20 protein-coding genes, 1 tRNA gene and 1 pseudogene are annotated in these 21,081 nt (G+C 62.6%); 7 read left to right on the top strand and 15 right to left on the bottom strand.

The genetic code is table 11. The annotated features are described in order from the left end of the window. The first annotated feature begins 24 nt into the window (after positions 1-24). Positions 25-1,359: a dihydroorotase gene (locus P6U23_RS32450; RefSeq protein ID WP_407176416.1), complete on the top strand. Its 1,335-nt coding sequence runs from the start codon at positions 25-27 to the stop codon at positions 1,357-1,359. A 743-nt stretch (positions 1,360-2,102) separates the two neighbouring features. Here the strand turns inward: P6U23_RS32450 and P6U23_RS32445 are convergent. The 5 genes from P6U23_RS32445 to P6U23_RS32425 all read right to left on the bottom strand — a co-directional run bounded on the left by P6U23_RS32445 (position 2,103) and on the right by P6U23_RS32425 (position 8,582). Next, the gene (locus P6U23_RS32445; protein WP_407176415.1) at positions 2,103-4,883 is read right to left on the bottom strand and encodes a UPF0182 family protein; all 2,781 of its coding nucleotides are present in this window, start codon (positions 4,881-4,883) and stop codon (positions 2,103-2,105) included. Positions 4,884-5,191: 308 nt separating this feature from the next. Continuing rightward, positions 5,192-5,446, bottom strand: coding sequence for a hypothetical protein (locus tag P6U23_RS32440; protein WP_407176414.1), 255 nt, complete (start codon positions 5,444-5,446; stop codon positions 5,192-5,194). A 54-nt stretch (positions 5,447-5,500) separates the two neighbouring features. Then, positions 5,501-5,866, bottom strand: coding sequence for a CsbD family protein (locus P6U23_RS32435; protein ID WP_407176413.1), 366 nt, complete (start codon positions 5,864-5,866; stop codon positions 5,501-5,503). 268 nt (positions 5,867-6,134) lie between these two features. After that, positions 6,135-7,721, bottom strand: coding sequence for an FAD-dependent monooxygenase (locus P6U23_RS32430; protein WP_407176412.1), 1,587 nt, complete (start codon positions 7,719-7,721; stop codon positions 6,135-6,137). Positions 7,722-7,817: 96 nt separating this feature from the next. Beyond that, complete coding sequence (locus P6U23_RS32425) at positions 7,818-8,582, bottom strand: IclR family transcriptional regulator (RefSeq protein ID WP_407176411.1); 765 nt, start codon at positions 8,580-8,582, stop codon at positions 7,818-7,820. A gap of 163 nt (positions 8,583-8,745) precedes the next feature. On the opposite strand from P6U23_RS32425, the gene P6U23_RS32420 reads away from it, so the two are divergent. Further along, positions 8,746-10,077 carry an MFS transporter gene (locus tag P6U23_RS32420; protein WP_407176410.1) on the top strand — a complete coding sequence of 444 codons (1,332 nt, stop codon included), beginning with the start codon at positions 8,746-8,748 and terminating at the stop codon, positions 10,075-10,077. A gap of 7 nt (positions 10,078-10,084) precedes the next feature. On the opposite strand, the gene P6U23_RS32415 is transcribed toward P6U23_RS32420, so the two are convergent. The 4 genes from P6U23_RS32415 to P6U23_RS32400 all read right to left on the bottom strand — a co-directional run bounded on the left by P6U23_RS32415 (position 10,085) and on the right by P6U23_RS32400 (position 11,902). Further along, complete coding sequence (locus tag P6U23_RS32415) at positions 10,085-10,339, bottom strand: hypothetical protein (protein ID WP_407176409.1); 255 nt, start codon at positions 10,337-10,339, stop codon at positions 10,085-10,087. A 164-nt stretch (positions 10,340-10,503) separates the two neighbouring features. Next, positions 10,504-10,881: a TIGR02301 family protein gene (locus P6U23_RS32410; RefSeq protein ID WP_407176408.1), complete on the bottom strand. Its 378-nt coding sequence runs from the start codon at positions 10,879-10,881 to the stop codon at positions 10,504-10,506. A gap of 71 nt (positions 10,882-10,952) precedes the next feature. Beyond that, complete coding sequence (locus P6U23_RS32405) at positions 10,953-11,393, bottom strand: NUDIX hydrolase (RefSeq protein WP_407176407.1); 441 nt, start codon at positions 11,391-11,393, stop codon at positions 10,953-10,955. Next, positions 11,393-11,902 carry a hypothetical protein gene (locus P6U23_RS32400; RefSeq protein ID WP_157449990.1) on the bottom strand — a complete coding sequence of 170 codons (510 nt, stop codon included), beginning with the start codon at positions 11,900-11,902 and terminating at the stop codon, positions 11,393-11,395. Before P6U23_RS32400 ends, P6U23_RS32405 begins: the two co-directional genes overlap by 1 nt. A 64-nt stretch (positions 11,903-11,966) precedes the next feature. Here P6U23_RS32400 and P6U23_RS32395 point away from each other — a divergent pair, with 64 nt between their 5' ends. Next, complete coding sequence (locus P6U23_RS32395) at positions 11,967-12,731, top strand: SOS response-associated peptidase (protein WP_407176406.1); 765 nt, start codon at positions 11,967-11,969, stop codon at positions 12,729-12,731. A 693-nt stretch (positions 12,732-13,424) separates the two neighbouring features. Here the strand turns inward: P6U23_RS32395 and P6U23_RS32390 are convergent. Genes P6U23_RS32390 through P6U23_RS32375 form a run of 4 tightly spaced genes read right to left on the bottom strand, consistent with a single transcriptional unit; the run spans position 13,425 to position 16,931 of the window. Then, positions 13,425-14,006, bottom strand: coding sequence for an NUDIX domain-containing protein (locus tag P6U23_RS32390; RefSeq protein WP_407176405.1), 582 nt, complete (start codon positions 14,004-14,006; stop codon positions 13,425-13,427). A 25-nt stretch (positions 14,007-14,031) separates the two neighbouring features. Beyond that, a complete protein-coding gene (locus P6U23_RS32385; RefSeq protein WP_407176404.1) occupies positions 14,032-14,487 on the bottom strand; it encodes a GNAT family acetyltransferase in 456 nt (151 codons plus the stop codon). A gap of 2 nt (positions 14,488-14,489) precedes the next feature. After that, positions 14,490-15,920 carry an FAD-binding oxidoreductase gene (locus P6U23_RS32380; RefSeq protein ID WP_407176403.1) on the bottom strand — a complete coding sequence of 477 codons (1,431 nt, stop codon included), beginning with the start codon at positions 15,918-15,920 and terminating at the stop codon, positions 14,490-14,492. An 18-nt stretch (positions 15,921-15,938) separates the two neighbouring features. Beyond that, positions 15,939-16,931 (bottom strand): L-threonylcarbamoyladenylate synthase, encoded by a 993-nt coding sequence (locus P6U23_RS32375; protein ID WP_407176402.1) that lies wholly within the window; start codon positions 16,929-16,931, stop codon positions 15,939-15,941. Positions 16,932-17,002: 71 nt separating this feature from the next. Here P6U23_RS32375 and P6U23_RS32370 point away from each other — a divergent pair. Beyond that, a tRNA-Pro gene (locus P6U23_RS32370) sits at positions 17,003-17,079 on the top strand. A 171-nt stretch (positions 17,080-17,250) separates the two neighbouring features. Here the strand turns inward: P6U23_RS32370 and P6U23_RS32365 are convergent. Then, positions 17,251-17,808: pseudogene (locus tag P6U23_RS32365) on the bottom strand (tyrosine-type recombinase/integrase); the annotation flags it as partial. Here P6U23_RS32365 and P6U23_RS32360 point away from each other — a divergent pair. Further along, positions 17,734-18,123, top strand: a complete 390-nt coding sequence (locus P6U23_RS32360) for a hypothetical protein (RefSeq protein ID WP_407176401.1) — start codon at positions 17,734-17,736, stop codon at positions 18,121-18,123. The pseudogene P6U23_RS32365 and the gene P6U23_RS32360 sit on opposite strands and share 75 nt — an antisense overlap. Here the strand turns inward: P6U23_RS32360 and P6U23_RS32355 are convergent. After that, on the bottom strand, positions 18,120-18,494 hold the full coding sequence (locus tag P6U23_RS32355) for an excisionase (protein WP_407176400.1): 375 nt from the start codon (positions 18,492-18,494) through the stop codon (positions 18,120-18,122). The genes P6U23_RS32360 and P6U23_RS32355 overlap by 4 nt on opposite strands. 549 nt (positions 18,495-19,043) lie before the next feature. On the opposite strand from P6U23_RS32355, the gene P6U23_RS32350 reads away from it, so the two are divergent. Together P6U23_RS32350 and P6U23_RS32345 are read left to right on the top strand one after the other, a co-directional pair. Continuing rightward, complete coding sequence (locus P6U23_RS32350) at positions 19,044-20,207, top strand: ParB/RepB/Spo0J family partition protein (RefSeq protein ID WP_407176399.1); 1,164 nt, start codon at positions 19,044-19,046, stop codon at positions 20,205-20,207. A gap of 275 nt (positions 20,208-20,482) precedes the next feature. Further along, positions 20,483-21,076, top strand: coding sequence for a hypothetical protein (locus P6U23_RS32345; protein WP_407176398.1), 594 nt, complete (start codon positions 20,483-20,485; stop codon positions 21,074-21,076). The last annotated feature ends 5 nt before the right edge of the window (positions 21,077-21,081 follow it).

Raw genomic sequence — 21,081 nt, 5'->3', positions numbered from 1 at the left:
CGCCAAAGCGGGCATTGAGGATCCATGAATCAACGATTTGATACCATTCTAAAGTCCGGTACCGTGGTCAATCAGGACGGCGAGGGTGTCCGCGATATCGGGATTACCGGCGGCCGGATTGCCGAAATCGGCGCGCTCGCGAACGCCTCCGCCGCCGAGGTGATCGACTGCAAGGGTCTGCACATCCTGCCCGGCGTGATCGACACCCAGGTGCATTTCCGCGAACCGGGGCTCACGCATAAAGAAGATCTCGAGACCGGCTCCCGCAGCGCCGTGATGGGCGGGGTGACGGGCGTGTTCGAAATGCCGAACACCGCGCCCCTGACCGTCACCAAGGCGGCGTTCACCGACAAGGTCCGGAGCGGCACCCATCGCATGCATTGCGATTTCGCTTTCTTCATCGGCGGGACGCGCGAGAATGTTCAGGCTCTGCCTGAACTGGAGCGCGCGGCGGGCTGCGCCGGGGTGAAGGTCTTTATCGGCTCCTCGACCGGGGCGCTGCTGGTGGAGGACGACGAGAGCCTGCGCAGGATCTTCCAGGTGATCCGCCGCCGCGCTGCGTTTCACGCCGAGGACGAATACCGTCTCAACGACCGCAAATCCCTGCGCATCGAGGGTGACCCGCGCTCGCATCCCGTCTGGCGGGACGAGACGGCGGCGCTGATGGCGACCCAGCGCCTGGTCGCGCTGGCGCACGAGACCGGCAAGCGCATCCATGTTCTGCACATCTCGACCAAGGAAGAGATCGAGTTCTTGCGCGGCCACAAGGACGTTGCGTCCTGCGAGGCGACGCCGCATCACCTGACCATGGCGGCGCCGGAATGCTACGAACGGCTCGGCACGCTGGCCCAGATGAACCCGCCGGTGCGCACGGCCGATCACCGCGAGGGCATCTGGTACGGCATCAGCCAGGGCATCGTCGACGTGCTCGGCTCCGATCATGCGCCGCATACGCTGGAGGAAAAAAGCAAGAGCTATCCGGCCTCGCCCTCGGGCATGACCGGGGTACAGACGCTGGTGCCCATCATGCTCGACCACGTCAATGCCGGACGGCTGTCGCTCGCCCGTTTTGTCGATCTCACCAGCGCAGGACCCGCGCGGCTCTACAACATCGCCTGCAAGGGCCGCATCGCGGCCGGTTATGATGCGGACTTTACCATCGTCGATCTCAAGCGCAGCGAGACCATCACGAACAACTGGATAGCCTCGCGGGCGGGGTGGACACCCTACGACGGCATGCGCGTCACCGGCTGGCCGGTCGGCACCTTCGTCCGCGGCAAGCGCGTGATGTGGCAAGGCGAACTGGTGACGCCATCGCAGGGCGAGCCGGTGCGCTTCCTGGAGACGCTGAAGCCGTAAGGTTTGATTGGCGATATTGCGCATCCGGGCCCCATGGTTCGAGACGGCGCTTTCGCGCCTCCTCACCACGAGGATTGGACAGTGTGCCGGACATGAGGACCTCATCCCCAAGGAGCCGCCAACGCGTCCGCGCAAAGCGCGGCCGATGATAGACTCCGCGGCGTCGCGAAGGATGGGCCATGAGTGATGCGGCGGCCATGACTTCGTGTTCCCGCGGCGCGTAGCACCCGAGTCTTGCATCGGGACGACCCTCTCGAAAATCAGAGGGCGCAGGGAATGCCGGGTGCTGGCTGCACCCATGGTCCCCGCGCGAAAGAAGTGCGCGGGGCGTTGACCACAGGTTCAGCCGGAGCAGTCCGGCATTCCCTGCGCAGTGGTTTTACGGCTTACTTCGCGCTCTCCCCGGTGAGCCAGACTTTGTTGTCACCGTCGCCTGCGAGATGCGCAAAGCGCATCTTCGCGAAACTTGGCGCCAGCCTTGGGGCGCCAGGACCACACGACTTCGCCGTCCGCGAAAGATGCCGTTCGTCGTTCGGCACCCTCGCGTCCACCGCATCCCGCACTCAACGTCCGTGACGACGCGTACGCCCCTCATCGAGGTGGGACGCGAAGGAGAATGCGACTGATTTGGGGTCATCGCAAAGCGATTTATTTTCGCGCGACATCTTGAAAACGCCGATCAGATTGAAGGGCTTCATAAAATTCGATTTTGCGCGCATGCGACTTCGCTGCGCTTCGTGCAGCTACCGGCTGGGATTTCCGCCATTCGCCTCGCCAGGACGCTGCGGCTCGCTCGGTCGTCCCCCCAAGGCTTCCAAAATGACACGCATCGCTTCGATCTCCTTGCCGAAGCCGGCCCAATCTCCTGATTTCAGGCGCTCCATTGCCTGGTTGTAGTGATCGAGTGCCTGCTGCGCGGAGCCTTCGTGCGATGCTTGCGTGGTCGGCGCGGGGCCAGGTTCTGTGAACAGCGCCGACAAAGCCTCCGATAGCGTCTCCTTCATCACCACGTGTTCGTCGTAGGCCGCGATCACCCGCTTCAACTCCGGCAGGTGTCCTTGTTGGGCCCGCAAATAGAGCGGCGACACATAGAGGATCGAGTTCTCGATCGGGATCACGAGGAGGTTGCCGCGGATCACCCGCGATCCCATCTGGTTCCACAGCGTGAGCTGTTGGGAAATCTCGGTATTCTGGTTGATGCGCGCTTCGATCTGGAACGGACCATAGACGAGCTTGTCCTTGGGAAATTCGTAGACGATCAGCTTGCCGTAATCGGGCGGGTCACAGCGTGCGGCAAGCCAGGCGATCATGTTGTCGCGACGGCTCGGGACCATCGGCAGCATGAGAAAGAATTCGGCCTGCGGCTCGCCCGGCAGCCGCATGATAATGTAGTAGGGGGCCATCATCGTGGTGCCATCGCCACCCGGCTGGCGCGGGAATTGCCAAAGATCCTCGCGATTATAAAAAACGGCGGCGTCTTCCATATGGTAGGCCTGATAGATCTGCGCCTGGATCAGGAACAGGTCCTCCGGATAGCGGATGTGCTTCTGCAAGTCCGCAGGCATTGCCGCGAACGGCTTGAACAGAGTTGGAAATGTGCGCTGGTAGGTCGCGGCGATCGGATCGCCCGGGTCCATCAGATAGAAGGCAACGGTGCCGTTGTAGGCGTCGATCACGACTTTCACGGAATTGCGGATGTAGTTGAGATCGAGATCCTGCGCGGGCTGAGCGGAGGGAAAATACGAGCTCGTCGTGTAAGCGTCCTGTATCCAGAACATCCGCCCCTCGCTGAGGACGAGGTACGGATCGTGATCCAGCCTCAGAAAGGGAGCGATCGTGCGCACCCGCTCCTGAATGTTGCGCCGGAGCATGATACGGCTGTCGCCCGTGATGTAATCCGTGAGAAGCAGGTTCACGTCGCTGAAGTATTGGGCAAACAGGGTTCTCCTCAACAGTCCCGCTATCGGAACTCCACCGCTTCCGTTGTAAGCGGCATAGACGTTATCCTTTCCTTTGGGGTAATCGAACTCCGCAACGGTGCTCTTGACGATGACGTAGCCGTCGCTCTCTTCACCGTAATAGATGCGCGGCTCGCGGATCTCGGGGCCGCCGTCCGCAACGGGGGGAATATCGCGCAAATAGAAATATGGCAGCCCCTCGGCGCTCTTGCGGGTCACCGGGCTCATCACGGCGCCGTTGCCGTGCGTAAACAGAATATGACGGTTGACCCAGGTCTGGGCATTCGGCGGCAGCAGCGAGGGTCGCAGTTCGCGCGCCGAGAGCATCACGCTTTGATAGGAGCCGCCCAGCCAGTAACGATCGACATCAAGGTCGTGAAATTTGTAGTACGTTCGGATCTCCTGGAGCTGAGCGTAGGTATCCGATAGGGGGCGCCAGTCCCACAATCTGATATTGTCGATGGTCGCTTTGTTGGCCTCCAGCGTCTTGAAGGTCAGGGTCTGTTCGGCCGCAAACGGTTTGGCGGCGATCCGATCGAGATCGTATGCCTGTCGGGTCAGCGCGATATTGCGCGCAATGTAGGGCTTCTCCAGCTCGAGCTCGCTTGGCTTGACGAAAAAGTGTCGGAACAGCGAGGGGACGACGCCGGATAGCACAAAAGAGCCAAGGGCGATGACCAGGATCGCGGCTACCGGAAGCCAATAGGTTCGCGCACCCAGGTTTGCGAACGCCATCAATGCGGCGATCAGCGAAAGCACAATCAATAACCACAGCACCGGAAGCTGCACGTGAACGTCCGTGTAGCTGGCGCCAACGACCACGCCATTGTCGCCATAGAGCAGCAAATAGCGATCGAGCGCGTAGGACCACGCCTTCACGAGAAGGAGCAGAGCGAGCAGAACAGAGCCGTGAGCGATCGCTGCCGGTGGTGCAGATCGGCGATGGGTCGCAGGCGATATGTCGCTGTAGGTCCAGTAGATCGCTCCCGCGAACAGTGCGCTCAGCAGCAGCGTCAGCACCATCCAGTTCTTGAGCCTGATATAGATGGGCAGCGAGAAAAGATAAAAACCGATGTCCTTGCCGTAGAGCGGATCGTTTGAACCATACGGGACCTGATAGAGATAGCGCAGCACTGTGGCCCAGTCGTCGGCTTCTCCCGCGGCGACCAGGATGGCGATGAGGCCCGCACCGGCGACGATGATGTGAGGCCACGGCAAGCGGTCGCGCGCGAGCGCAAGCGGGTCGGGCGGCGGTTGCCGTCCGGAGGTGGTGAGAGGGGGAACGGATGTCGCTCGGGCGAGGCGGAGCGCGACCCACCCGTTCAGCCAAAGAATGATCCACGTTGCGATGAAGACGCCGCCAAACAGCGCGGCTTGGGCGCGGAGACTGGTCCAGAAGACCTGCAAATAGCCAACGGAGGAAAACCAGAGCCAGTCGACCAGGACGTCGCCTGCGATCTTGAACAGCAGCCAGCCAATTCCGATGACGATCGCGGCAATGATCCACCCTGCCAGGACGCTTCGCCCCGGGACCTTCGGCGGCGGTCCGGTAATCCCGATCGTCATGATGCAATCATAGCAGAAGCCGACGCGGCCTAGCGGATTATCGCAAACAGTGATGGCGCTTCGCCGTAGCGTCGCCGGCGGCGCGAAAGCAAAGCCCTCCACGAGCTTCGCCCCGCATCCTCGCGATGTCGCCGTCGCCGGCATCCGTCGATCGCGTTGGAGCGCCCAAGCCCGACGTTGCGAGGAACGAAAGCAACGACGCAAGTCCAGACTTCATCCGTGGAGAAAGCCTGGAAGATTCGCTGGCGCGCGCGCTGACCTCGCAGACCGGCGCTTCTTCGCTCGGTGCGCTCAGCCTGGCGACTGCGCTAGCGCGCTCGTCGGCGGCCGATCGCCACGCCCAAGAGGAACGCGATCAACAGCGAACCGAGAGGCGCTTCGCGGGCCACGTTGGTGAGAATGCTGAGCGGCATGCCGGGCTTGCGGCCAGCTTCGATGGTGTCGCTTACCCAACGCACGCTCCCCCTTACTACGTCGGCGACCTCGGCAGTTGTGGATTTCGGCTCCGGCGCCGGGTCGAGGCCGTCATAAAGGAAGGGCGCGAGCGGGATCTCTTCACTCACGGTTCATCTCCAGGGCGATGCGCGGCCGAAGGTGGCCTCGTTCGACAGCGCAAGCTAGCCGTAATAGCGCCGCGGGCGGCGCGCGGGGCGCGTCATCAGCAGCGCGAGCGCAAAACCGATTGCACCCGCGATCAACATCGAGCCCAGCGGATTCTCCTGCACCCGTTTCGCAAGCGCCTGCGAGCCCTCGCGGAAGCTATCGCCGCTGTTCTCGTAGGCCTGCCTCGCGTAGCCGGCCGCGGTATCGGCCGCATCGCGCGCGGCATCCTTGGCCTGGCCGTAGAGGTTCTGCGCCGTGCCCGCAGCCTCGCGGACTCGGCCCGACGCCTGGGTTGTTGTATCACCGGCGATATCGCCGACCGTGCTTTCGACCCTGCCAGCATAATCCTGCGCCGTGCCGGCAACGCGATCCTTATCCATGGCATACTCTCTCGTAAAAGAAATTTGCCAGAGCTAACCGGCAGGAACAGTTTCGGTTCCCGTAACGAGCATCGGGGCCTCGCGCCCCCTAATCCGACTGCGTCATAAGCGGCTGTATCCCCTCATCCTTGGGGAGCCTGCACTAGCCAAGCGTCTCGAAGGATGAGGCCGGCATCCGGGCCTCATGGTTCTCCCGGTGGTGCGCAGCATCGTCCGGAAACGGCGCATTCGCGCCTTCTCACCGCGAGGGTTTACTGACGCCGGAAGACTAAGCAGGCCCACCGATCGCGCGTTGCAGCAGTTTGGCAGGCTCGGCATCGTCGCCGGCCCAGGCAACGAACTGGTCGGGTCGCACCAGGATCAGGCGGGATCGGTATTTCTCCCGTCCATCGCTTGCGGAATCCCTGATGACCTTCAGCGGAATGCGGCGCTCGGCAGCCGCCTGTTCGAATGCCGCGGCCGCGTTCGCTCCGAGATCGATCAGCGTGAAGCCGCTGCCCAGTTCCTCGAACACGTTCCGGCCCGAGGATAGAGGCTGCGGCGTCAGATGATGACCGGGCCGCGCCGCATGGGCATGGGAGCCGATCGCGCTGCTTGTGGCGCCGGCCGGGCCCCATACGATCGGTGAGCCCTCATAATTCGGTTCAAAAGCGTTCACCTCGGCGCGCGCACCGGTCTGTCGCTCGCGCCAGGCTGTTTCGAAGTCGGCGCGATCGCGCGCCGGATCATGCTTTCGCAGAAAGTCGCGGTCCTCAAAGATCGACTTCTCGATGAAGTCGCGCGCGGTGGAGGCGAAGACGGGGCGCCGTTCCGCGTCGTAACTGTCGAGCAGGCCCGCGCCGCCCCAGCCTTGCAGCGTGGCGGCGAGCTTCCAGGCGAGATTGACGGCATCTTCCAGGCCGCTGTTGACGCCATAGCCGCCATAGGGCGGGTGGCTGTGCGCGGCGTCGCCGGCGATGAAGACGCGGCCGGCGCGATAAGTGTCGGCAAGCGCGAAGCGCAGGTCCCAGAAGCCGATATGGTCGAACTCGACGTCGAACTCGGCGCCCGCCGCTTCATGCAGCAGGCGGCGAAAGTCGAAGTTGTCGCGCGTCGTGGTCGCTGGAACGGGGGCGTGGAAGAACCAGGTGGAGCCGAGATCGACGCGTCCGAAGAACTTCCAGTAGCCGCCCAGCTCCGGATGCAGCACGTTGTAGAAGGATTTGCCGGGATAACGCTCCAGCAGGCGATGCAGGCGGGTGGAGCGGAACACCAGGAGCACCATCAGGCGGTCGTGATCGGATCGGGTCTGGGTGATGCCCGCCTGCTCGCGCACGGTGGAGCGGCTGCCGTCGCAGCCGACGACATAGTATCCGCGTAAGCTGCGCCTTTCGCCGTTGCGATTGACGATCTCGACGCCGACGCCGTCATCGTCGGGGCGGATGGCTTCGCAGGTCCAACCATACAAGGTCTCTATGGCCGGGATTTGCGCCGCCCTTCGCCGCAGCACGGCTTCGGTCGCGTATTGCGGCAGCCGCTCATTGTCAGTGAAATAGAACGGCCGCACCAGCTCGCGCTGCAGCCAGTCGTAGCTGTAGCCGCCGAGCAGGGTGCCGTAGCAGGTCATGCCGCCGATGCCGTAATTCCGCGGGATGGTGCGCGCGGCGCGCAACTCGTCCTCCGCACCCCAGAAATAGAAATGCTCGAGGGTGCGCTGGGTCAGATTTTGCCCCTTCGGGATCGGCTGCAGATCGGTGTAGCGCTCGACCACGATGGAGCGGACGCCGCGCAGGCCAAGATCGATGGCAAGCCCGATGCCGACCGGCCCTCCACCGACGATGACGATGGGGGCATGGACTTGAGCTGTATTCGACATCTTGGCGTGCCCTCGCGATTACGAACCGCCCTTTGCGTCGGCGGCTTCTCCGGTCGCTCCATGCCGGCAGCGAGGTCCCTCGTCAACCATAAAATCTCACAATTTGAGATTTACTGGATCAAAAATCTCCGCTGAAACAGTGCTTGCGGCGACACGGACCTCCTCCGTGATGCGGTCGATCAACTCGCCCTTCGCCTGCTGGCCGCCGATGGTGAGGCAGAGGCTGGCCACGGGATAGCCGGCATCGAGGATCGGGGCGGCGATGCCGATGGCCCCGGGGGTGACTTCGCCAAAGGCTATCGCAACGCCGGCCCGTTTGATTTCCTTCAGGACCCTCATGACGTCCTCCGGCCGCTGGCCGAGCCCGACGCTGCGAAGGTCGTCGGCGTAGCGCACGATCAGCGGGATGAGCCGCTGCTTGGGCAGGAACGCCATGATGGAGCGGGCGATCGCGCCGCGTCCCATCGGCATGGGACGACCGCGCGGATAGCTGCTGACGGGATTGGGGACCGACGATTCCGAGGCGACGCAAAGCATCTTGTCGCCGTACCAGCGCACGATCAGCGCGGTGCAGGGATGCGCGGCCGTGAGCCTTGCCAAATGCGGCGCCGCGGCGGCGACCAGCGGATCGGCGCGGCGGCTCAGATAATCCATTTCCACCACGCGCGGGCCGAGGGTGAAGCGGCCGCCGCGCGTCGGCATCAAGAGCCCGCTTTCTTTCAGGCTCTTGAGATAGCGATAGAGCGTCGGCCTGGTGTAGCCGAGTTCGCGCATGAGTTCGTCTGACGTCCAGAGCGGCCGGCTCTCGCTGAAGAGGTCCAACACCGCGAGCACCCGATCCTGGCTGTTTGTTTTCCCCACCGTCCGCTTCATCCAACTGGCGTCAGAGATCCCGATAGCCCGCCGCGGCGCGCCAACAAACGGAGCGCCGGCGAGCGGGATTGATTTATCTAAAATCTCACTATAGGAGATTTTATCAAGAACTATAGTTCAGCCCGACGGGCCTTGCGGAGGAAAATCGCACGTGACCATTGCCGTCAAGGAGAGGCCCGCGTCCAACGTCATTGACGTTCCCGACCATATCGACCGGCAGCCGGTCGGCGCTTTCCAGATCAGCCTGCTGCTGATCTGCGCGGCGGTCCTCTTCATCGACGGCTTCGACACGCAGGCGATCGGCTATGTCGCGCCCGCCGTGGCGCACGAATGGAAGCTGACGCGCGGCGCGCTCGGACCGGTCTTCAGCGCGGGATTGTTCGGGCTGATGATCGGCGCCTTGGTCTTCGGCACCATCGCCGACCGCATCGGCCGCAAGCGCATCATTGTTTTCAGTACCGCCGCCTTTGGCATCGGGACGTTGCTCACCGTTCTTGTCCAGGATGCCACGTGGCTGATGGCGCTGCGCTTCCTGACCGGCCTCGGGCTCGGCGGCGCGATGCCGAACGCGGTCGCGCTGACCTCCGAGTTCAGTCCGCACCGGCGCCGCGCAACCATGGTGATGGCGATGTTTGCGGGATTTTCGATCGGTGCGGCGCTCGGCGGGCTGCTCGCGGCGGCTTTGATCCCGGCTTACGGCTGGCGTTCGGTATTCCTTGTCGGCGGTCTTGGGCCACTCTTGCTGCTGCCGGTGCTGCTCTATGCGCTGCCGGAATCGATCCGCTATCTCGCCTTGCTCGGCGGGCGTGATCGCGAGGTCGCGGCGCTGTTGCGCCATATCACGCCGGCCATGACCGTCAGCGAGGATGTCCGCTTTGTCGTGCAGGAGCCGAAGCTGACCGGTCTGCCTGTCGCGCATCTGTTCGCGGAGCGTCGGGCGGTCACGACCTTGTTGCTCTGGGTCGTGTTCTTCATGAGCCTGCTCGACCTCTATCTGCTGGCGAACTGGCTGCCGACGGTGCTGAACGATCTTGGGGTCTCGGTCGCCGCGGCGGCCGCGATCGGTGCCATGCTGCAGGTCGGTGGTGTGGCCGGCACCTTCACGCTGGGCCGCTTCATCGACCGCTTCTCCTTCCGCGCGCTGGCGGTGACTTACCTTGGCGCCGCGGTCGCGATCGCCGCGATCGGTCTCACCAGCCATTCGATCGCCTCGGTCACGGTCGCGATCTTCGTCGCCGGGTTCTGCATCGTCGGCGGCCAGATCGCATCGAATGCGCTGACGGCGACATATTACCCGACCGCCATTCGCTCGACCGGGGTGGGGTGGGCACTCGGGATCGGCCGGGTCGGTTCGATCGTGGGGCCGCTCATCGGCGGGATGATGCTCGCGCACCAGATCGGCGCGCAGTCGCTGTTCGCAATTGCCGCCGTTCCCGCGCTGATCGCGATGGCGGCGGCGCTTCTGCTGGTGCGCGTGGCGTGAGCGGCTGCTATTGCTTGGCGAGCGCCAGCGAAAATTCGCCGTTGCGGACGCGCGCGGGCAGGCCTTCCACGAATTTCGACACCGCATCCTCGCCGTAGGTGCCGACCAGCTCGGCGAGCGCGGCGAACAGGCTGGCCTGCGCAAGGCAGTCGCCATCAACACCGTCGTGGCGCGCCTCGGCCCAGGCCTCGTTCAGATAGCTGAGCGCCGCCTGCTTCTGCTCGTGGTCGGGCAACGGATCGCGGGCAAGATGAAACGGCATGGGACGGCGCAAACCAAATGAGGAACAAGACTGACGCGTTTTAGAACGGCAAGGCGCGTCCAACGCGGGACAGGTGTAGCACGCGCAGCGGGGCCGCCTAGACCAGTTCTTTAGGAAAGGTTAACGGCGGTCAATAATTTCGGGGAATGGTTCCGGATGCCGCCTTAATTCGCATAGCGCGCAGTGAGGTCGCGGGAGATCTTGGAGCCCTCGTCGATATAGCGGCGGATCGCAACCAGCGCGGCCGGCGTGCAGGTGCGATAGGTCTGCTGGAAGCCGTTATAGCCACGGTTGAACGCGGCGATCATGCGGGTGCGGCGCTCGCCCGAGGGCGTTTCGGCGTCGATCAGCGCCTGCATTTCGCTGCGCCATTTGGCGCCTTCATTGCTGCCGCAGATGCCCCGGAGATAATGCAACGCGCCGAGGATCTCGGCGAGCCGCTGCAGGTCGCCGTCAAAGGGCGCAGCCGCTTCCTCGGCCCGTAAAGGCGCGGCAAGGCTGAGGCAGATCAGGAGGAGGGCGGCGAGGCGGCGTTTGGGCATGAAAAGGTCCGGCGAAGTCCGCCTGATAGCCCCTTAGATGCGCCGGAAGCAAGCCGCCTTGGCCCGGCAATTCAGGTCCGGATCAGCCGCGCCGCCGCCGCGAGCATCTCGGTCAGGCCATCGGTGAGCTTGAGGTCGTCGAGCGCATCGGGCGCGAGCCACTTGAAATCGTCGAGTTCCGCGTTGAGCCGCGGCTCGCCCGCGCGCCAACGTGCGGCGAACGACATGATCAGATAATGCCCGCCGCCGCCGGCTGCGGGCAGCACCTCGCGCCACCCGGCAAGCCCGACAATGTCGATCGCAAGGCCGGTTTCCTCACCGACCTCGCGCCTCAGCGCCGTGTGCAGGGATTCGCCGAATTCCACCCGGCCGCCCGGCAGCGAATAGAAGCCCTTGCCCGGCGAGCGGGCGCGCCGCACCAGCAGCACCTTGTCGTCGCGGAAGATGGCCGCGCTCACCGCAAGCTGCGGATGCTGGGGACGCGCGGGCGGGGGAGGAGGTGCATCAGCCATCAATGGGTCATGATGTAGTCGACATTGGCCTCGGTGCCGCCATTGATAATACCACCGGCGGCCGCGACCAACTCCTTCAGCCAGCTCGTCGCCTGGATGGCGAGCTTGGCGCGGGTCTTGTCCTGCTGCACCTGCCCCATGGCCTCGCTGACCGCGGTCAGGATATTGGTCATGGTTCCTGTGATGTGGTCGAACTCGGCGCGAAGCTCCGGGTCGGCCGATTCGTAGGCCCAGATCGCAAGATCGCGCGCCTTGAAATTGGAGGCAATGAAGTGCTCGGCGTAGGAAAGCGGCCGCCATTGCAGGAAGTCATCGGCGCATTCCGGAATGTCCGGAATCATCTCGAGCAGCATGATGGCTTCGTTGAAGTGGTTGAGATAGTCGGTGGCGAGCCCGGTGCGGGGATTGATGTTGGCGGCCTTCAGCGCCGCCGCGCGGGCTGCCTCGTCGGCACCCGTCATTTGCGGCGGTAAGGCGGATGTTTCGGATGGTGCGGCCGATGGGGTCATCATGCGCAGTGTTTCGCAGGCCGGGTTAAAAGCGGCTGAACGGATGCCTATTTAGGCGATCATAATGTGCGGACGATTTGTCATTACTTCGCCTCCAGAGGCCTTGCGGCGGATTTTCGGCTATGCGGAGCAGCCAAATTTCCCGCCAAGGCATAACATTGCGCCGACGCAACCTATACCTGTCGTCATTATCGAAAATGGCGGAAGGCATTTTCGGCTGATGCGCTGGGGGCTCATTCCGTCCTGGGTCAAGGACCCGCGCCAATTCTCGCTTCTGATCAATGCGCGATCGGAGACGGTGCTGGAGAAGCCCGCGTTCAAGAATGCGATCCGACGACGACGCTGCCTCGTTCCCGCCGACGGCTACTACGAATGGCAGGCAGCGGGCGGACGCAGGCGGCCCTTCTTCGTCTATCGCCGCGACAAGCAGCCGTTCGGGCTTGCAGGACTGGCTGAAACCTGGATGGGACCCAACGGCGAGGAAGTCGACACGGTTGCCATCGTCACCGCGCCTGCCAGCCGCGATCTTGCCGTGCTGCATCCTCGTGTGCCGGTCACGATCGGGCTCGACGATGTCGCGCGCTGGCTCGATTGCAGCGAGGATCGCGCCGAGCCGGTCATGGCGCTGCTGGTCGGCCCGCAAGAAGGCAGCTTTGCCTGGCATGAGGTCTCGACGCGGGTCAATCATGCCGACAATGACGATCCGCAACTGCTGCTGCCGATCACGGACGAGCAACGTGCTGCGGAAGAAGCACCGAAGCCTTCGAAACGGCCGGTGCGCAAAGCACCGCCCGTCGTGACGGACGACGGGCAGGGAAGTCTGTTCTGAGGTTGGAGGAGACCATCGTCAGCATCAGCTTGAAACGAAGTTTCATCTATCGCCGTCACTCCTGAGGTGCCTCCGCGCACCGGAGGCCTCGATGGGCAACGGCCCGGCTGTCTGTACACGGGCCGTTCATCCTTCGAGGCTCGCTTGCGCGAGCGCCTCCAGCGACAAACGGCGATGCCGTTTGCGCGGGGATGACGGACTGACAGCGCGTCGGTTCAATCAAGGCCGATGCGCCTTAGCCGACCGGCTCTTCGTTTTTTGCTCCGACCAGCGTGAAGCGGAAGCTGGTGCCGCCGTCAGCTTGTGCCTTCGGGCTGCATCAAGGCTCCTCTCCGTCCGGCCGCGACGCTTGCCGCATGACGAACATCCTTGGCGCGCCCGAAACTACAGGACGCGGCGCTTGCAGGGGGGTGAGCCAGATCAAATCGAAGCCGGCTATCGCAGGCCGACGCAGCGAGCCGTAGCGGCTCCGTCATTCCGGGGCGATGACAACCGGCCGCGCAAAGCGCGGGCGGTTGCCGTCGAACCCGGAAATCTCGAGATTCCGGGTTCGATGCTTCGCATCGCCCCGGAATGACGGAACACCGGAATAAACGGCGCGTGGCGGCGCGCCTATGACAAGCATGCGTGCTTCGACAGGGTGGTGTGCTTCGAGAGGGTGGGCACGCTAGCGCTTTGCCCACCCTACAATGACTACCTGAAAATATTCAGCGCCGCGTGCTGCAGCAGCATGATCGTCTTCGCATCGGCGATGCGGCCGTCGGCGATCATCGCCAGCGCCTGGTCGATCCCGAGCTCCAGCACCTCGATGTCCTCGCCCTCGTCGACGAGGCCGCCGCCGTTGCCGATGCGCATGTGCGGCTCATATTCGGCGACGAAGAAGTGGATCTTTTCCGTCAGTGCGCCCGGGCTCATGAACGCCTCGAATACCTTATGGACGTCGTGCAGTCGGTAGCCGGTCTCTTCCTCGGCCTCGGCGCGGATGCGCTCCTCGGGTGAGGCCTCGTCCAGCAGGCCCGCGGCCGCCTCGATCAGAAGATCGTCGTGGCCGTTGACGTATGGAGGAAGGCGGAACTGGCGGACCAGCACCACCGTGCGCCGCGCCAGATTATAGGGCAGGATCGCCGCGGCATTGCCGCGGTCGAAAACGTCGCGCGTGAGCGTCTGCCACGCTCCATCGGCGCGCCGCCACGCAAAGCTGAAGCTTTTGAGCGTGCCGTGATTCTTGGAGAGCACGCGCTCGCCTGTGATGCGGATGCGATCGGAAACGCTCATGGCACCCCTGGTGGTGTGACGGCGATCACGGCGTCAGCGGGCGGCCATCGAGCCATTTGGCGAAAATGATCCGGGGCTGCTCGCCATAGCCGATCGATTCATAGAACGCGCGCACTGCCGTGTTTTCAGGACGCACCAACAACATTATTTTTTCGACGCCAGTCTTTCGCAGCCAATCCTCGGCTGCCTCCATGATGGTACGGCCAAAGCCCTTCTTTTGATGCCCGGGATCGACCGCGACGTAATAGACCCAGCCGCGATGGCCGTCATGGCCGACCAGCGCGGTTGCGACAATCGCTTCGCCCTCGCGGCCGACCAGAATGGTCGCGTTCGTGTCCCGCCGCGCCAGCGCGATGTCGGCCGCCGGCTCGTTCCATGGGCGCGTCAGGCCGCAGCGCTCCCACAAGGTGACGATGTCGGCGACATCGGCATCCTCGATCGGCGCGACCGACAGCGTCGCGCCAGCCTCCCTCGCAGACATGCTCACAACACCTTTCCGGGATTCATGATGCCGAGCGGATCGAGCATCGCCTTGACTTGCCGCATCAGCTCGATCGCGACCTTGTCCTTCACTTGCGGCAGCTCGTCACGCTTGAGCACGCCGATGCCGTGTTCGGCGGAAATCGAGCCGCCGAGCTTCAGCACGATATCGAAGACGACGGCGTTGACCTCATGCCAGCGCGCCAGGAAGCCGCCGGTATCGGCACCGATCGGCTGGCTGACATTGTAGTGAATGTTGCCGTCGCCGAGATGGCCGAACGGCACGGGCCGCGCCCCGGGGATCAATTTGACGACCGCCGCATTGGCCTCGGCAATGAACTCCGGCACCGCCGCAACCGGCACGGAGATGTCGTGCTTGATCGAGCCGCCTTCCGGCTTCTGCGCCGCCGACATTTCGTCACGCAGTTTCCAGAACGCGAGGCGCTGGCTCAAGTTTGCAGCGATCACAGCGTCGTCGATGATCTCGTCTTCCAGAGCCTTTGCGAGGATCGCTTCCAGCGTCGCGCGCGCATCGTCGCGCGGCGAGGACAGCTCCATCAGCACATACCATGGATGTTTACCAGACAAGGGATCGCGCACGTCGATGCCATGCCGGATCGAAAAATCGACCGCGATCTCGGCGAGCAGTTCGAAACTCGTCAGCGTGCCGGCCGCCTCGTTCTGCGAGATCGATAACAGCTTGAGCGCCTGCGCCGGCGATTTCAGGCCGACAAAGGCGGTTTCGATCGCGCGCGGCTTTGGAAACAGTTTCAGTGTCGCCGCCGTGATGATGCCGAGCGTGCCTTCCGCGCCGATGAAGAGGTTGCGCAGGTCGTAGCCGGTATTGTCCTTCTTCAGCTTGGACAGGAGGTTGAGCACGCGGCCGTCGGCCAGGACCACCTCCAGGCCGAGCGCCATCTCGCGCGCCACGCCGTAAGCGAGTGCCGTGGTGCCGCCGGCATTGGTGGAGAGATTGCCGCCGATGGTGCAACTGCCTTCCGCGCCCAGTGAGAGCGGGAACAGCCGGTCGACATCAGTGGCGCGCTGCTGCGCGACCTGCAGCACCACGCCGGCCTCGCACGTCATGGTGTTGGAGGCGACGTCGACCTCGCGGATCTTGTCCAGCCGCCGCAGCGAAATGACGACCTCGCCATTGTGCGGCGTCTGGCCGCCGACGAGCCCGGTATTGCCGCCCTGTGGCACGAGCGCAATCTTGTATTCGGTTGCGAGCCTGCAGATCGCAGCGACTTCGGCTGTGGACCCCGGCCGCAGCACCAAAGGCGAACGGCCATGGAACAGATCGCGTTCCTCGGTGACGTAAGGCTCGATGTCGGTCTGATCGGTGACCGCGTATTTGTCGCCCACGATCTTCTTGAACTTTGCGATCAGCTCAGGCGGGAGCGGCGGCACCGATGAGGATTGGACGATATTCATTGTTTGACTTTCTTGAGATCATTCCCGCCCTGCGGCTGCGCGGCGCAGCCGGTCGTTGATGGCTTCGCCCAAACCGTGTGGCGGAACGGGCATCACCGCGATCGTATGTGCATTTGTCGCGTCGAGCATGCGAAGATAACCAAAAAGATGGCTGGCTGCTTCAGCCAGGTCGCCGCTTTCCGACAAATTCATCGTCGCGGCTGCATGCTCCCGTCCTGCGACATCGGGCCTGCCGAAGGCGAGCAGGGCCTCGCCGGGCTTGAGGCTCCGTACATTGAGCCGGACCTTCGCTCGGGGCGCGTAATGGGACGTCAGCATGCCCGGGGCCAGGGGCTGCGCGCCGTCGCTGTCCGTATCAGCCGGCGCCTGCTTCAGAGGGCGATCGAGCACGCGCTCGATCTCCTCGCGCGGCACGCCGCCCGGGCGGAGCAGCATCGGGGTTCCGAAACAGCCGATGATGGTGGATTCGACACCGACCGCGACGGGCCCGCCATCGATGATCAGGTCGATGCGCCCCTTAAGATCGCTTTTGACATGGGCGGCCGAGGTCGGGGAAACATGGCCGGAGAGATTGGCCGACGGGGCCACCACCGGCTTGCCGAGCGCGGCGAGGATGGCGTGCGCCGTGGGATGGGCAGGAACACGGACGGCGATGGTGTCGAGCCCCGCAGTGGCAAGTTCCGCCACCTCGCAATCCGGGCGTTTCGGCAGCACCAGGGTCAGGGGACCCGGCCAGAAGGCCTGGGCGAGTGCGCAGGCGACCGCGTCGAACCGGCCAAGCCGCCGCGCCGCCTCGAAGCCCGCGACATGGGAAATCAGCGGATTGAACAGCGGCCGGCCCTTGGCCTCATAGAGGCGCGCGATCGCGGCCGAGTTGGTGGCGTCCGCGCCCAGGCCATAGACGGTCTCGGTCGGGAACGCGACCAGGCCGCCCGCGGCGAGGCACCGCGCCGCCTCCTTCACGCCCGCCTCGTCGGCCGGCAGGATCTTGGTGGTCAGGACCGTTTTCACGTGAGAGCAAATTCCTTACATCCGGCTTCTTGCGGTGGGCGAAACCCGACGCTATAAGCCGCGGTCTCAGTCGGAGTGTGGCTCAGCCCGGTAGAGCACTGCGTTCGGGACGCAGGGGTCGCAGGTTCGAATCCTGCCACTCCGACCAGAAATCATTAGGCTTTTTCTTCTGATTTCGATCCTCGGTCAAGTTGACCACCGTTTCGGCCACCGAAACGTACCGGCTCTTTTGGCCAATGGCCGCGGCCGCCCCATGCAAGAAGTCTGGGTGGTGATGGCCATACGTGTCCTGCAAGACCTCGGGTGACATGCCCAGGAAGCCTGCCGCCTCCCAGATTGGCACGCCACGCTGCATCAGCCACGTCGCAGCTGTATGGCGCAGGGTGTGGGGTGTGACCCTCCCGGGCAGGCGGGCAAGCCCCACGGCGGTCTTGAAGCCCTTTTTCACCGAAGCTACCGGCTTGCCGTTGAATTCAACAAAGCACTCTGCGATCAGCTTACGGTTCCACCAACGCCGAAGGTGGGTGAGCAGCCGAGGCGGGATGGGTGCTGGCGTCTGTCGCTTCTTGGTCGCTCGCTTGCCAATGGCCTTACGATAAAAAATGCCGCGCTCCAGATCCACGTACGAGCGCCCAGTTAGCGCATATGGCGACGCCGATGCGATCGCGCCTGCCCGAGTGCCAGTATACAGGCCGATCAAGATAAACCGCGCGATATGACGCAGAGGCCTTCGGTTCGTGGCGACCGGACCGCCCTTCGAGGTTCCCGAGTGGATCGTCTGCTTCTCGCGGTACCTCCAACAATGCCAAAGCAGCGCTGCGGCCTCCTTGCGGGTCAGCCATCGGTCGCGGGCCTCACCTTTGGGAGGGAGCGACACTCGCACTATGCCGCGGTGAAAGCCTTCCTTTGCGTGGTGATTGATCGCGGCGCGCAGTGTCTCAAGGTCGCGGCGAGCGCCACCCGGACTGCCGCGATGTTTGGTGTAGCCTGCACAAGTCTGGGCATTAACCTGCGCCAGCTTCTTGCCACCCCAATACTCGTTGAGCCGCTCAATGCGGGCCTCGATCTCGAACTGGTCGCCGGGCTCGCCAATGTCGGTCAGATAAATCGAGAGGACATCAGCACAATCGATGTCCTCAATGTCTTGGCGGCGCCGTTCGGGTTGATACTTACGAGCGATGTAGTCCGCTAGGGCTTGTTCTGCTTTTGCTGGCGGCTTTTTTTCAGACGTGCTCGCAAGGCATCCTGTGGCGATATGGCGATCGCCGTCTTTGATGATCCAGACGGCTTGGTGGATGACCTTGCCGTCTCTATATCTGGGCTTACGTTTGTAGAGCCGAGCTCCCTTGCTTGGACGCGGCATAATTTCCTCATTTCATTGATGGCTTCCAGGGTGGTGTAGTCTTTGCCGGCAATACGCTCTACTTGCAGGCGACCGCGCAGAGCTTCGCGCCGCAGGCCCGATGCTGTCATCGAACCGTCGGGAAAAGCCAGCTTTGCAGCGATGGAAAGGCGGAGTGGCGCGTCAGCGGCGATCCGGCTAGCAACAAGACTGTCGTCCATACCCACACACGTCTTCCGAAGTCCGAAAGGACTTCAGTTGCGGACCGGACGGTGTACAGTCGCTAACTAACGGACCGTCGTTGAGTTTTGGGTGTGGTGTAGAACGACGCGGCGAGTCTCTAAACGACTCACCACAGACCTGCCGATATATACAACGATCGAGCGAAGTTCAAGGTTCGCGTGCACACGTCAACCTCTGAACCGACCGACGCAGACCATTTTTGGCTTCCGCCTTATCGTAGCGTCGCCCGGGGACTTGATCTGCAGATTGGTCGGTACTATACCCGCAGCTAGGAGAGCGTGCGTATAGTGGACAGACGCCGATAGTCTCATCCTTTCTCTACTGAGCCAAAGTGCCAGTCATCACGTGGACGTGGACGTGGACTTCGCCCCGCTAGCTGCGGCCGATTTGGCATGTGCTCCGTAGATTCCAACTCAATCAAACGGGTCACACCTTGGTGTGCAGTGCTGGCGATCTGAGCCGCACTCTGAGCATGGGCAGCTCGTCTCTGAGTGCCATGAAAACCCGTTAAGAATTGAGACGTCAAAATGCCGCTTGGAAAACTGTCGAAAGAGGATTCGCTCGAAATTAGCCGATGGCTAAAGAACGTGAACTTCAAGAACCTTCATTTCGGGCCGAAAAAGAAGAAGAAAGAGAAGAATAAGTCTCCGTCACCGAAACCGCCGAAGGCCAGCCATGGCCCGAGCGCGGCAACCGAGGTGCTCATGGTCCTGCCGATATCTGAGATCGAAGTAGGGCATCAGTTGCTCGCACCAGATCTCGCGGCCATCGCTGAACTGAAGGCTTCGATTTCTCTGGGTGGCGATGTTGCGCCACCCATCGTAGTGCGCAAGGGACGAAATGGGACCTATCAGCTTCTAGACGGCTATATTCGTCTTGCCGCGCTCAAGGAGATCGGCTCGACGACGATATCAGCGATTGTTTGGTCAAACCTGGGCGACTGGGACGCCAAATTTAGAAGGAACGCCGGTCAGCGAGGCAGAGTTCGAACGGCGCTTGACCGCGCGCTGATCGACAATGACTTGTTCGAGCTGATGAAAGAGAAGGTGGCGCAAGATGCGACACCTCGTGGTGGGCCGCAGCCTGGCGAGCAGTACATCCGGAAGGTCGCAAAGAAGCTAAACCTTCCAAAAGACCGGCTTGCGAGGTCGCGAAAAATTGCCGGAATTGCCGTCGAGGTCCAGCAGAGACTTCGCGATCTGCGCTTGGACGACAACCAACGCTTGCTTCTTAGAATCGCCAAGGCGGGCGACGCTGCGAAGCAGATGGAGGTGCTTAACCAACATCAGGCTACGACGGCCGCTGGCTCCAAGGCTCGACTGCAAAAGCTGCAAACGTCAGGCGCCGGTACACCAAAAAGCGAAGCTCTCGATGGCGCCGTCCACCCGGACGGAATTAACAACCCGAAGCCGCCACAACTAACCCAAGGCGACGACAACCTCGCCGATTGCAAGGACGGCGAAGGCGGCGTCTTCGAACGCGACCTCCCTAACGACAGAGAGAGAAAAGTCATCATCCATATGAAGAGTTCGGATTTTGACGAAATCGATCAACATCCAGTGGGCACACGATATACCCTCTCGGCAATCTGCGTTCGCCAAAAGTCGTGTGATCTGACAGTCACAAAGGTTGAAAGGCTAACTGAGGGTGTCGCAACATCCGAAGTGGTTGGCGACGATTTCGAAGAATAATCTGACGACCACCGGTGGGGTGTCGCGTGCTTGTCGAAGCGGCACCCCACGTTTTTGCACCCCTTAGAATGCAGTGCGTGGCTTCACAGCGTGGGTCAGCCTCCGACACGACGCGCCTCAAAGATCAAACCTGTAAAATGCTAATTCAGAACACATAGCCGACGCGCTCAGTGGTTGCCCCGATGCGCGGTACTGCAAAGTGGAGAATTCAGCCTCTCCATATGGATTTGCTTGGTTCTGAATTCACTCAAAAACCAGCTAGGTCAACATCGCACATGACAACTTATCGCCAACCCTCGGAAACTGAACGCCGGGAGATACTCGTTGAAGCCTATTCGCACCGCATCGGTGAGCTGATGGATGAAGGAAGACGGGCTTACTACCTGAATTTCATGTTCAACCAATTGCCAGGGTCACGTCAGACACAGATGCATATCATGGCGCAAGAGGTGGAGCGAGTTCACTGGATCCTCATGCACCACATTGTCCGAAGGCCAAACGCGGAGCGCTTTGCGCATCTGCGGCCGCTGTTTTTCGGTTGCCCCGACCTTCCGGTCTTTAAATGGAATCGGGGCAAGGTTGGCCAGTCGGCGACGGCCAACGACGGGCTTCACTTCAATGTGGTTGCTCTTGTGCCGCCGCGGACCGATCCGGTCCTTCCGGTTGAATTTCAGTATTGGCTTCGGGGACCGCTGTCGCGCTTGACGGTGCCATTGGATCAGCACTTTCAGGAGAATGGCCGAAAGTATCTGAACCGTCGGTTGGCGCGGATCGATGTTACCCCAATCACAGAAGGCACTATGGCCGACTACACCTTGAAGACGTTCAAGCATGGCCGCATAGACGAGGGCTCCGTTCTCGTCCTGTAGCAGGA

It is taken from the genome of Bradyrhizobium sp. STM 3562 (assembly GCF_045571435.1).
Lineage (GTDB): Bacteria > Pseudomonadota > Alphaproteobacteria > Rhizobiales > Xanthobacteraceae > Bradyrhizobium.
The sequence above is the reverse complement of the archived record's forward strand: the minus strand, read 5'-3'. Positions and strand labels throughout refer to the sequence as shown.

Bases quoted from the DNA above. Each gene is read 5' to 3' on its own strand.
- P6U23_RS32450 (WP_407176416.1), top strand. From the start codon at position 25: ATGAATCAACGATTTGATACCATTCTAAAGTCCGGTACCGTGGTCAAT.
- P6U23_RS32445 (WP_407176415.1), bottom strand. From the start codon at position 4,883: ATGACGATCGGGATTACCGGACCGCCGCCGAAGGTCCCGGGGCGAAGC.
- P6U23_RS32435 (WP_407176413.1), bottom strand. From the start codon at position 5,866: ATGGATAAGGATCGCGTTGCCGGCACGGCGCAGGATTATGCTGGCAGG.
- P6U23_RS32430 (WP_407176412.1), bottom strand. From the start codon at position 7,721: ATGTCGAATACAGCTCAAGTCCATGCCCCCATCGTCATCGTCGGTGGA.
- P6U23_RS32415 (WP_407176409.1), bottom strand. From the start codon at position 10,339: ATGCCGTTTCATCTTGCCCGCGATCCGTTGCCCGACCACGAGCAGAAG.
- P6U23_RS32410 (WP_407176408.1), bottom strand. From the start codon at position 10,881: ATGCCCAAACGCCGCCTCGCCGCCCTCCTCCTGATCTGCCTCAGCCTT.
- P6U23_RS32405 (WP_407176407.1), bottom strand. From the start codon at position 11,393: ATGGCTGATGCACCTCCTCCCCCGCCCGCGCGTCCCCAGCATCCGCAG.
- P6U23_RS32400 (WP_157449990.1), bottom strand. From the start codon at position 11,902: ATGACCCCATCGGCCGCACCATCCGAAACATCCGCCTTACCGCCGCAA.
- P6U23_RS32395 (WP_407176406.1), top strand. From the start codon at position 11,967: ATGTGCGGACGATTTGTCATTACTTCGCCTCCAGAGGCCTTGCGGCGG.
- P6U23_RS32390 (WP_407176405.1), bottom strand. From the start codon at position 14,006: ATGAGCGTTTCCGATCGCATCCGCATCACAGGCGAGCGCGTGCTCTCC.
- P6U23_RS32385 (WP_407176404.1), bottom strand. From the start codon at position 14,487: ATGTCTGCGAGGGAGGCTGGCGCGACGCTGTCGGTCGCGCCGATCGAG.
- P6U23_RS32380 (WP_407176403.1), bottom strand. From the start codon at position 15,920: ATGAATATCGTCCAATCCTCATCGGTGCCGCCGCTCCCGCCTGAGCTG.
- P6U23_RS32360 (WP_407176401.1), top strand. From the start codon at position 17,734: ATGCCAAAGCAGCGCTGCGGCCTCCTTGCGGGTCAGCCATCGGTCGCG.
- P6U23_RS32355 (WP_407176400.1), bottom strand. From the start codon at position 18,494: ATGGACGACAGTCTTGTTGCTAGCCGGATCGCCGCTGACGCGCCACTC.
- P6U23_RS32350 (WP_407176399.1), top strand. From the start codon at position 19,044: ATGCCGCTTGGAAAACTGTCGAAAGAGGATTCGCTCGAAATTAGCCGA.
- P6U23_RS32345 (WP_407176398.1), top strand. From the start codon at position 20,483: ATGACAACTTATCGCCAACCCTCGGAAACTGAACGCCGGGAGATACTC.